Annotated in this window: 9 protein-coding genes; 3 read left to right on the forward strand and 6 right to left on the reverse strand. The window is 73.2% G+C overall.

Going from position 1 to position 10,283, the window contains the following annotated elements; genetic code table 11:
• The coding region (locus tag CCN56_RS12385) for a serine/threonine-protein kinase (protein WP_256961933.1) at positions 1-524 on the reverse strand (524 nt) is incomplete at its 3' end.
• A gap of 211 nt (positions 525-735) precedes the next feature.
• Here CCN56_RS12385 and CCN56_RS12390 point away from each other — a divergent pair.
• Positions 736-2,091 carry a M14 family metallopeptidase gene (locus CCN56_RS12390; RefSeq protein ID WP_086826438.1) on the forward strand — a complete coding sequence of 452 codons (1,356 nt, stop codon included), beginning with the start codon at positions 736-738 and terminating at the stop codon, positions 2,089-2,091.
• Between the two features lie 61 nt (positions 2,092-2,152).
• Here CCN56_RS12390 and CCN56_RS12395 read toward each other — a convergent pair whose 3' ends face one another.
• Genes CCN56_RS12395 through CCN56_RS12405 form a run of 3 tightly spaced genes read right to left on the reverse strand, consistent with a single transcriptional unit; the run spans position 2,153 to position 4,379 of the window.
• On the reverse strand, positions 2,153-2,563 hold the full coding sequence (locus CCN56_RS12395) for a RidA family protein (RefSeq protein WP_086826440.1): 411 nt from the start codon (positions 2,561-2,563) through the stop codon (positions 2,153-2,155).
• The gene (locus CCN56_RS12400; RefSeq protein WP_086826442.1) at positions 2,560-3,321 is read right to left on the reverse strand and encodes an IclR family transcriptional regulator; all 762 of its coding nucleotides are present in this window, start codon (positions 3,319-3,321) and stop codon (positions 2,560-2,562) included. The genes CCN56_RS12395 and CCN56_RS12400 overlap by 4 nt, the downstream gene beginning before the upstream one ends.
• Positions 3,318-4,379, reverse strand: coding sequence for a sugar kinase (locus CCN56_RS12405; protein ID WP_086826444.1), 1,062 nt, complete (start codon positions 4,377-4,379; stop codon positions 3,318-3,320). The genes CCN56_RS12400 and CCN56_RS12405 overlap by 4 nt, the downstream gene beginning before the upstream one ends.
• Positions 4,380-4,502: 123 nt before the next feature.
• Between CCN56_RS12405 and CCN56_RS12410 the strand changes: the two genes are divergently transcribed.
• Together CCN56_RS12410 and CCN56_RS12415 are read left to right on the forward strand one after the other, a co-directional pair.
• Positions 4,503-5,768 carry an alanine racemase gene (locus CCN56_RS12410; protein ID WP_086826446.1) on the forward strand — a complete coding sequence of 422 codons (1,266 nt, stop codon included), beginning with the start codon at positions 4,503-4,505 and terminating at the stop codon, positions 5,766-5,768.
• Between the two features lie 28 nt (positions 5,769-5,796).
• Positions 5,797-7,383: an amidohydrolase family protein gene (locus CCN56_RS12415; RefSeq protein WP_086826448.1), complete on the forward strand. Its 1,587-nt coding sequence runs from the start codon at positions 5,797-5,799 to the stop codon at positions 7,381-7,383.
• Here the strand turns inward: CCN56_RS12415 and mptB are convergent.
• Together mptB and CCN56_RS12425 are read right to left on the reverse strand one after the other, a co-directional pair.
• A complete protein-coding gene (mptB, locus tag CCN56_RS12420) occupies positions 7,357-8,835 on the reverse strand; it encodes a polyprenol phosphomannose-dependent alpha 1,6 mannosyltransferase MptB (protein ID WP_179199820.1) in 1,479 nt (492 codons plus the stop codon). The genes CCN56_RS12415 and mptB overlap by 27 nt on opposite strands.
• 26 nt (positions 8,836-8,861) lie before the next feature.
• Positions 8,862-10,283, reverse strand: a 1,422-nt coding sequence (locus tag CCN56_RS12425; protein WP_107484140.1) for a glycosyltransferase family 2 protein, incomplete at its 5' end; no start/stop codon positions are given.

Raw genomic sequence — 10,283 nt, forward strand, 5'->3', positions numbered from 1 at the left:
GCGCCGAGCGCGAAGACGTCGGCGGCGCCGGTGACCTCCTCGCCGAGTGCCTGTTCGGGGGCGAGGTAGCCGGGGGTGCCGAAGGCGTTGCCGGTGGCGGTGAGCCGGGTGGACTCCAGGGCGCGGGCGATCCCGAAGTCGAGGACGCGCGGCCCGTCGGAGGCCATGACGATGTTGCCGGGCTTGAGGTCGCGGTGGACGAGCCCGCAGGCGTGGATCGCCTCCAGGGCCTCGGCGAGCGCGGCCCCGAGCGAGCGGAGCCGGGCCTCGTCCATGGGGCCCTGGGCGGTGAGGAGTCCGGAGAGGGTGGGCCCCGGGATGTAGGCGGTGGCGAGCCAGGGGGCCTCCGCCTCGGGGTCGGCGTCGACGACCTGGGCGGTGTGGAAGCCGCCGACCTGCCGGGCCGCGGCGACCTCGGCGCGGAAGCGGGCGCGGAAGGACGGGTCGGAGGCGAGTTCCGGCCGCGCGACCTTGACGGCGACGGCGCGCCCGCCGCGCGATCGGGCCAGATAGACGGTGCCCATGCCGCCTTCGCCTAGCTTGTGCTCGATGACGTATCTACCGATGACAGTCCCCACGCGGGACAGTATGGCCGAACTCCCCATCTTGACCGGTCCATGACATAGCCGGACCATGTGGCCGGACAGTCAGTCACGCACCCGGACACCCGCACGACTTGCCCGGCACCCGCACGACTCGGTCGCACTCCCCCACACTCCCCACCCAGGAGACAGCATGCGACGTCCCCTCCGCGGCAGAAGGTCCGCCACCCTCGCGGCCCTCGTGGCGTTCGCCCTCGCGGCGCCCCTCTCCGCCCTCAGCACGCCCGCCGGGGCCGACCCGGCGCCGACCGCCGCCCGCATCGCGTCCGGGGCCGAAGAGGTGATCCGGCAGTACGAGATCGCCGGACCGACCACCCCGGCCGCCCTCACCGCGCTGACCGCCACCGGCGTCTCGATCGACGAGGTCGACGCCCGCACGGTCGTCGTCAGCGCCAACACCGAGCAGCTCGCCCGCCTCAAGGCCCTCGGCTACGCGCCGATCGCCCTGCCCGCCCCGCCGAACCGCAGCATCGAGGGCGACAAGACGGCCGGCCCGCTCGACTTCCCCTCCGCCGACGCGAAGTACCACAACTACGCCGAGACGAACGCGGAGATCGACCAGCGGCTCGCCGCCCACCCCTCCATCATGCGCAAGCAGGTCATCGGGAAGTCGTACCAGGGCCGGGACATCGTCGCCATCAAGGTCAGCGACAACGTCGCCACCGACGAGAACGAGCCCGAGGTCCTCTTCACCCACCACCAGCACGCCCGCGAGCACCTCACCGTCGAGATGGCGCTCTACCTGCTGCGCGAACTCGGCGCGGGCTACGGCACGGACCCCCGGATCACCAACATGGTGAACAGCCGCGAGATCTGGATCGTCCCGGACCTCAACCCGGACGGCGGCGAGTACGACATCGCGAGCGGCTCGTACCGCAGCTGGCGCAAGAACCGCCAGCCCAACGCCAACTCCTCCTACATCGGCACGGACCTCAACCGGAACTGGGACTTCAAGTGGGCCTGCTGCGGCGGCTCCTCCGGTACGAAGAGCTCCGAGACCTACCGGGGCGCGGCCCCCGAGTCGGCCCCCGAGGTGAAGGTCGTCGCCGACTTCGTACGCTCCCGGGTGGTCGGCGGGAAGCAGCAGATCACGGCGGCCATCGACTTCCACACGTACAGCGAGCTGGTCCTCTGGCCCTTCGGCTGGACCACGTCCGACACCACCACCGGCATGACCCAGGACGACCGCGACGCCTTCGCGACCGTCGGCCGGTCGATGGCGGCGAGCAACGGCTACACGCCCGAGCAGTCCAGCGACCTGTACATCACGGACGGCTCGATCGACGACTACCTGTGGGGCACGCAGAAGATCTTCGCGTACACCTTCGAGATGTACCCGACGTCGTCCTTCGACGGCGGCTTCTACCCGCCCGACGAGGTCATCGAGCGCGAGACGAGCCGCAACCGCGACGCGGTCCTCCAGCTCCTGGAGAACGCGGACTGCATGTACCGCTCGATCGGCAAGCAGGCGCAGTACTGCGGGGCCTGACGGCCCGTGGGCGAGGGGGTGCCCCGGCCGCGCCACGGCCGGGGCACCCCTTCGTCCGGTCTCAGTCGAGGACCGCGAGGGCGTCGATCTCGATGAGGAGGCCGGCGGGGAGGCCGACGTAGACGGTGGTGCGGGCGGCGGCGGGGGCCTTGAGGTCCTGCTCCTCGAAGTACTGGTTGTAGATCTCGTTCATCTCGGCGAAGTGGTCCACGTCGGTGAGGTAGACGCGCATCATCATCACGTCGTCCCAGCTCGCGCCGCCCTCCTCCAGGATCGCCTTGACGTTGGCGAAGGTCTGCAGGGTCTGCTCGCGCAGGGTCGGGCCCGCGACCGTCGGGGCCCGGCCCTCGACGGCGGGCAGGAAGCCGACCTGGCCGGCGACCTGGAGGATGTTGCCCTTCCGCACGCCGTGCGAGAACTTCGCGGGCGGGGCGGTGTGGGTGGCGGGGGTGATCGCGGTCTTCTCGCTCATGCGCTGTCCTTCGTAGCGGGTTCGCCGGAGTACTCGCGGCTGATGGCGTCCGCGGTGCTGCGCACCTGCGGGAGGAGGGTGAGGAGTTCCTCGGCGGTGACGACCACGTTCGGCGCCGAGACCGACATCGCGGCGACGACCCGCCCGTCGGCCCCGCGGATGGGCGCGCCGACGCAGTTGATGGACTCCTCGTGGCCGCCGAGGTCGGTGGCCCAGCCCTGTTCGCGTACGGTCGCCAGCTCCTTGAGGAAGGCGGCGGCGTTCGGCGTCGAACGGGGCGTGTACGGGGGGTAGTCGAGCTTCGCGGCGACCGCGCGGCGCTCCGCCTCGGGCAGGTCGGCGAGGAGCAGCTTGGCGACGGCGGCGACGGTGATCGCGACGGGCTTGCCGATGCGCGAGTACATGCGGACCGGGTAGCGGGACTCGACCTTGTCGATGTAGACGACCTCGCCCTCCTCGTACACCGCGAGGTGGACCGTGTGCCCGGTCCGCTCGTTGAGGGCGGCGAGGTAGGGGTGGGCGATCTCGCGGACGTCGAGGTTCTCGACGGCCTCCTGCGCGAGCGCGAACAGCCGGGCGCCCAGGCGGTAGCGCTGGTCCTGCTGCCGGTGGACGAGCCCGTGCTCGTGGAGCGTGCGCAGCAGCCGCAGGGCCGTGGACTTGTGGACGCCGAGCCGCTCGGCGACCTGCCCGAGATCGGCGGGTCCCCGGGCGAGCAGCGGCAGGATGCTGAGCGCCCGGTCGACGGTCTGGCTCATGGCGTACGTACCTCCTGGTCGTCCCCCGTCCAGCCGGGGCCGAGGTGAAGTGTGCCCCAGGCGGCGTCGTCGAGCGCCGCGAGGCGGTCGGCGTGGCCGCGACGGGGCGGGGCGGCGAAGTCCCCGGGGACGGTGAGCGCGGCGGCGGCCGCGAGGTGCCCGTGCCGGAGCCGGGCCCGCATGGGGAGGTCGCGGAGGGTCGCGGAGAGGAACCCGGCGGCGAAGGCGTCGCCGGCGCCCACGGGGGAGACGACGTCGACGCGGGGCGGGCGTTCGAGGTGGCCCACGCCATCGGCGTCCTCGATGTGCGCGAAGGACTCGGGACGGCGGTCGGCGACGTAGGCTCCGCCCTTGCCGAGCTTGACGACGAGGACCTCGGGCCCGTCGATGAGGTCGGAGACGGCCCCGGTGCCCTTCAGGCCCCACAGCGCCTTCGCCTCGTCCGCGCCCACGAAGACGACGTCCGCCCGCCGCGCGAGTTCGAGGAGGACCTCGGGGGCGTTGCCGTCGCGCCACAGACCCGGCCGGTGGTTCACGTCGAACGACACCAGGGGCCGTCCGGGGCGCGGGGCCGTGAGGTCCCGCAGAAGGCTCAGGCAGTCCGGCGAGAGCGCGGCGGTGATGCCGGTGACGTGGAGGATCCGGGCGTCGGCGACGGAGGCGTACGGGACGGTCGCGGGCGACATCGCGGAGGCGGCGGAACCGGCCCGGTAGTAGACGACCTCGTGCGCGTCGGTCGCCCGGTCCTCGTCCGTGCGGAAGTAGACGCCGGTCGGCCGGTGCGGGTCGCGCCCGACGGCCCCGACGTCGACGCCGTGCGCCGCGATCGTCTCGACGAGGTGGTCGCCGAAGCCGTCGCACCCGACGCGCCCGACCCACCGGACCCGGTGTCCGGCCGCGGCGAGGGCGCAGGCGACGTTGGACTCGGCGCCGCCGATCGCGCGGGTGAAGGAGGGGACGTCGGCGAGGCGGCCCGGCCGGGTGGGCAGGAAGGTCACCATGGACTCGCCGAGGCAGACGACGTCCGGGGCCGCGACGACGGGCGCCGGTCCGCTCACGATCGCGCCCCCTCGGACTCGTACGGGTCCATTGACCCGGCCTTGGCCCGGATGTTAGACAGCCATCAGCACCATGCGCAACGAGCGTTGCACATCCCGCAACGCTCATGATGAGGAGGCCTCATGCCCGACCTGGCGAACGAGCGCGTCGACCACCGCTTCAAGGCCCTGCCCCCGGACGCCGAGGGCCTGACCGTCGGCGAACTCTCCGCCCAGCGGCGCAACCTCTTCACCGGCGGCTACACCACCCCGGTCCTCGCCCTCTCCGCCGAGTCCGTCGAGCACAACCTCCGCCTCCTGGAGACGTACGCCGAGCGCCACGGCCTCGCGTTCGCCCCGCACGGCAAGACCTCCATGGCCCCCCAGCTCTTCGACCGGCAGCTGGAGCACGGCGCCTGGGGCATCACCGCCGCCGTCCCCCACCAGGCCCGCGTCTACCGCGCCCACGGCGTCGCCCGGATCTTCCTGGCCAACGAGGTCGTCGACCCGGTCGCGCTGCGCTGGCTCGCCGCCGAACTCGACGCCGACCCCGCCTTCCGCCTCATCTGTTACGTCGACTCCGTGCGCGGCGTCGAGCTGATGGACGAGGCCCTGCGCGCGGCCGGCGCGTCCCGCCCCGTGGACGTCGTCGTCGAGCTGGCCGCCGGTGCGACCGGACGGACCGGCGTGAGGACCGAGGCGGAGTGCGCGGCCGTCGCCGACGCCGTCGCGGCCACCGACACCCTGCGGCTCGTCGGCGTCGCCGGGTACGAGGGCACGATGCCCGGCGCCGACGCCGACAGCGTGCGGGAGTGGCTGCAGCGGCTCGTCTCGCTCGCCGCCGACTTCGACAAGGCCGGCCGCTTCGACCCCGCCGTCGGCGAGATCGTCGTCAGCGCGGGCGGCAGCGAGTGGTTCGACACGGTCGCCGAGGTCTTCGCGGAGATCCCCGAGCTCTCCCTCCCGGTCCTCAAGCTGCTGCGCTCCGGCGCGTACGTCTCCCACGACGACGGCCAGTACCGCAACCGCACCCCCTTCAACCGGATCCCCGAGGAGGGCGCGCTCCAGCCCGCGTTCCGCCTCTGGTCGCAGGTCGTCTCCCGGCCCACCGGGGGGCAGGCCTTCACCAACGCGGGCAAGCGGGACGCCGCCCACGACCTGCACCTCCCGGAGGCGCAGGTGGTCCGCGACGCCCGCACGGGCGAGATCCGCGCCGCGGAGGGCATCACCGTCACGGGCCTCTCCGACCAGCACACCTGGCTCGCCACCGAACCGGGCGCGGACGTGGAGGTCGGCGACTGGGTGGGGATGGGCCTGTCCCACCCCTGCACGATCTTCGACAAGTGGCAGCTGATCCCGGTCGTCGAGGCGGACGGCACGGTGGTCGACCACATCCGCACGTTCTTCTGATCGCCGAAGATCGCCAGAGGGGGCCGGAGTGATGGATCTCGTCTTCCGTGACGCGGAGGTCGTCGACGGCAGCGGCGGCGACTCCTACCGGGCCGACGTCGGCATCGAGGACGGCCGGATCGTCTCGATCGTCAAGGAGGCCGCGGCGGCCGGCTGCCAGCGCCCGACCGCCCGCCGCGTCCTGGACGCCGAGGGCCTCGCCCTGGCCCCCGGTTTCATCGACATGCACGCCCACAGCGACCTCGCGCTGCTCCGCGACCCGGACCACAGCGCGAAGGCCGCGCAGGGCGTGACCCTGGAGGTCCTGGGCCAGGACGGCCTGTCGTACGCCCCCGTCGACGACCGCACGCTCGACGGGGTCCGCCGGGCGGTCACCGGCTGGAACGGCGACGGCGCGGACACGGACTTCGACTGGCGCACGGTCGGCGAGTACCTGGACCGGCTCGACCGGGGGATCGCGGTCAACGCCGCGTACCTGATCCCCCAGGGCACGGTCCGCATGTACGCGATGGGCTGGGAGGACCGGCCCGCGACGGAGCCCGAGCTGAACCGGATGCGCCGGCTCGTCGCCGAGGGCCTGCAGCAGGGCGCGGTCGGCATGTCCTCCGGCCTCACCTACACCCCCGGCATGTACGCGCCGGACTCCGAGCTCACCGCGCTGTGCCGGGTCGTCGCGGAGTACGGCGGCTACTACTGCCCGCACCACCGCTCGTACGGGGCGGGGGCGCTGCGCGCGTACGCGGAGATGGTGGCGCTCACCCGGGAGGCGGGCTGCGCCCTGCACCTGGCCCACGCGACCATGAACTTCGACGTCAACGAGGGCAGGGCCCCGGAGCTCCTGGCCCTCCTCGACGAGGCCCTCGACGGCGGCGCCGACATCAGCCTCGACACGTACCCGTACACCCCGGGCAGTACGACCCTGCTCGCGCTGCTCCCGAGCTGGGCGAGCGAGGGCGGCCCGGAGGCGGCCCTGTCCCGCCTCCGGGACGACGCGACGGCCGAACGCATCCGGCACCACCTGGAGGAGCTCGGCTCGGACGGCTGCCACGGGGTGCCGGTCGACTGGGCCACGATCGAGATCTCGGGCGTCACGGACCCCGCCCTGACGGACCACGTGGGCCGCCGCGTGGACGGCTGGTCCACGGCCCGCCGGCTGCTCCTCGACGACCGTCTCGGCACGACGATCCTCCAGCACGTGGGCCACGAGGAGAACGTCCGGACGATCATGCGGCACCGGGTGCACACGGGCGGCTCGGACGGCATCCTCCAGGGCCGCAAGCCGCACCCGCGCGCGTACGGCACGTTCCCGGAGTACCTGGGGCGGTACGTGCGCGAGCTCGGCGTCCTCTCCCTGGAGGAGTGCGTCGCCCACCTCACCTCCCGCCCCGCGGCCCGCCTCCGCCTCCCGGACCGGGGCCTGGTGAAGGAGGGATACGTGGCGGACCTGGTCCTCTTCGACCCGACGACGGTCGCGTCGGGCGCGACGTACGAGAACCCGCGCACCCTCCCGGTGGGCATCCCGCACGTCCTGGTCGACGGAAGGTTCGTCATGGAGGACGGCCGGAGGACGGACGTGCTGGCGGGCCGCTCAGTCCGGAGGACGGAGATCCGCTGAGTCGCGGGCCGCTGAGTCGTGGGCCACCGCCGGTCGCGGACCGCGCGTGCGCTGGGGCGGAACGACGTCCGCCACGGTTCCTCCGGAGCCCCACGGCTCCCGCCGCACCCACAGGAGTCCGAGCCCGAGCACCGCACCCGCCAGCACGAATCCGTACCACGGCGTGTGCCCCGACGGCTGCGTCTCGTACACAAGCGCCGCCGACAGCACCGCCAGCACCTGCCCCGCCCGGCTCCGCCAGGCGACCGCCGCCACGACGACCGTCCCCCACAGCAGGTACCACGGCTGCACCATCGGCGAGAGCGCGACCAGGGCGACCAGCGAGAGCCCGAGCCCGAGGACCGGATCGAGGCGGCCCCGGTAGGCCCGCCACGCGAGCGCCGCGATGATCGCGAGGGCCGCGAGCAGCCCCAGTTTCTGCACGAGGGCCTTGACCGGGTCCGGGTCGTCGGCGGCGAGCAGCCCCAGGCCGAGGCCCAGGTCACTGGTGAGGGACAAGGGCGTATGGATGGCCGCGGCCACGCTCTGCGTCCGCAGCCACCCGAACCCCGTCCCGGCCAGCACCGACGTCCCCGCCGCCACCGCCCCCGCGACGGTCCCGGGCAGGACGAGCCCCTTCAGCAGCCCCCGTACGCCTCCACCGCGCGCGAGGAGCACGCCGATGAAGAGCAGGGCCACCGCCGCCGGTGACTTGGTCATCATCGCGAAGCCGACGAGGACGCTGCCGAGCACCCACCGCCCGCGCGTGGCGAGCAGGACGCCGCCGAGCATGAGGCCGATCATCAGCCCGTCGTTGTGCATGCCGCCGACGACGTGGACGAGGAGCAGCGGGTTGAGCGCGGCGAGCCAGAGCGCACCCCCGCCACCGCCGAATCCCCGTACCGCCCACACGATCAGGGCGAGCGCGCCGAGGGCGACGAGCCGCAGGCCGAGGACGGCGGGCACGACCGCCCCGCCGGTCAGCTTCACGACCCCCGCGGCGAGGAGCAGGAAGGCGGGCCCGTACGGCGCGGGGGTGTGGGTCCAGTTCCCGCCGACGCTCGCCGCCGCGTCGGCCCCGAGATCCCCCGGCCCGAGAACCGACGGCCCGGCCCCGTACACGTCGTGGCCTTCGAGGACCATCGCGCCCTGGGCGATGTAGCTGTAGACGTCGGCGCTGTGCAGCGGCGGGGCGAGGAGCAGCGGCGCGATCCAGCAGGCGAGGGTCGCGAGCACTCCGTCCCGCAGTCCGCGGGCGAGGAGGACGCCGTACCGCCACCAGGCGGCGACGAGCAGGGTCAGGCCGAGGGTCGCGAGGACCGCGCCGGCCACCTCGACCGCGGAGCCGCGCGGCTCCCACAGCGGCCCGCCGCCGAGGACCGGCAGGGTGCCGGCCGCGTACCCGCCGACGGCGACGGCGAGCGACCCGGCCGTGCCGAGCCACCGGCATCCGGAGGCGCTGAAAACCCACATGACGTTCCAACCTACCCGGCCGTGGACTACCCCACGGCGGCGGTACGGTCCAGGGTCTCGGTCGCGGTGCCGGTGCGCTGCATCCGGTGCCAGCGGAGCCGGCTGCCGAGGAGCGCGGTGACGACGGACTGGACGACGACCAGGTACATCAGCTGTCGGTAGACGACGATCTGCAGGGGAAGGGTCCAGATCGGCTCGAACCGCTCGTGGTCCAGGCGGAGCGCGTACACGGCCGTGCCGACCTGCACGGCGGTGAAGCCGAGCCATACGCCCATGGCCTGCCCGGGGTCCTGGAAGAGCAGTCCGTAGACGGCGAAGACGTCGACGAGGGGGGCGAGCAGGGGCAGCACGGTCTGGAAGAGCAGCAGGTAGAGGAGGCCGCGGCGGCCGAGCTTGCCGGACTGGCCGCCCTCGACGACCGCCCTGCGGTGCTTCCACATGGCCTGGAGGGTGCCGTAGCACCACCGGTAGCGCTGCTTCCACAGCTGGCGGACCGTGGACGGGGCCTCCGTCCAGGCGATGGCGGACTCCTCGTACACGACGCGCCAGCCGGCCCGGCACAGCGCCATCGTGAGGTCGGTGTCCTCGGCGAGGGTGTCCTCGCTGACCCCGCCGACGCCGGCGAGCGCGTCCCTGCGGAAGGCGCCGATGGCGCCGGGGACGGTGGGCATGCACTCCAGGACGTCGTACATGCGCCGGTCGAGGTTGAAGCCGATCACGTATTCCAGGTGCTGCCACCGGCCGAGGACGCCCTGCCGGTTGCCGACCTTGGTGTTGCCGCTGACCGCGCCGACGCGGGGGTCGGCGAGCGGCTGGATCAGGCGGCGGACAGCGTCCGGCTCGAAGACGGTGTCGCCGTCGATCATCACGACGATGTCGTGGTGGGCCCAGGCGAGGCCGGTGTTGAGGGCGGCGGCCTTGCCCGCGTTGGGCTGGCGCACCACCATCACGCGCGGGTCGTCGATGGACTCGGCGATCTCGAAGGTGCGGTCGGAGGAGCCGTCGTCGATGACGACGACCTGGATCGCCTCGTACGTGGAGGCGAGCAGGGAGCGGACGGTCGCCTCGATCCCCGCCTCCTCGTTGTAGGCGGGGACGAGGATGGAGACCGGCTCGGTGACGGGAGGCAGCCGGGGCGCGCCGCGGCGGCGGCGGTTCCGGGTGCGGCGGACGTGGACGCGGGCGATGCCGAGGAGGAGGGTGAGCCGTACGGCGGTGATGACGCCGGCCACGACGAGCAGCCAGGTCATGGCGTCGACGAAGCCCCGGGACGCGCTCTGCGCCTGGACGAAGGCGGCGCCCTTCCATTCGGCGAGCGTCGAGACGTGGTACGTCGTGTCGGTGAGACCGAGGGCCTGGCCGATGGAGGTGTAGCGGGTGCTGCTGCCGGGGCGGGCGAGGAGCTTCTCGGTCTCGTCGGCGGCCTGCGGGGAGCCGGTGAGCTGGAG

The sequence above is a fragment of the Streptomyces sp. NRRL B-24572 genome (assembly GCF_002156145.1).
Taxonomy (GTDB): domain Bacteria; phylum Actinomycetota; class Actinomycetes; order Streptomycetales; family Streptomycetaceae; genus Streptomyces; species Streptomyces vietnamensis.

Excerpts from the sequence above, each read along its gene's own strand:
- CCN56_RS12390 (WP_086826438.1), top strand. The coding sequence starts at position 736 with ATGCGACGTCCCCTCCGCGGCAGAAGGTCCGCCACCCTCGCGGCCCTC.
- CCN56_RS12395 (WP_086826440.1), bottom strand. The coding sequence starts at position 2,563 with ATGAGCGAGAAGACCGCGATCACCCCCGCCACCCACACCGCCCCGCCC.
- CCN56_RS12400 (WP_086826442.1), bottom strand. The coding sequence starts at position 3,321 with ATGAGCCAGACCGTCGACCGGGCGCTCAGCATCCTGCCGCTGCTCGCC.
- CCN56_RS12410 (WP_086826446.1), top strand. The coding sequence starts at position 4,503 with ATGCCCGACCTGGCGAACGAGCGCGTCGACCACCGCTTCAAGGCCCTG.
- mptB (WP_179199820.1), bottom strand. The coding sequence starts at position 8,835 with ATGTGGGTTTTCAGCGCCTCCGGATGCCGGTGGCTCGGCACGGCCGGG.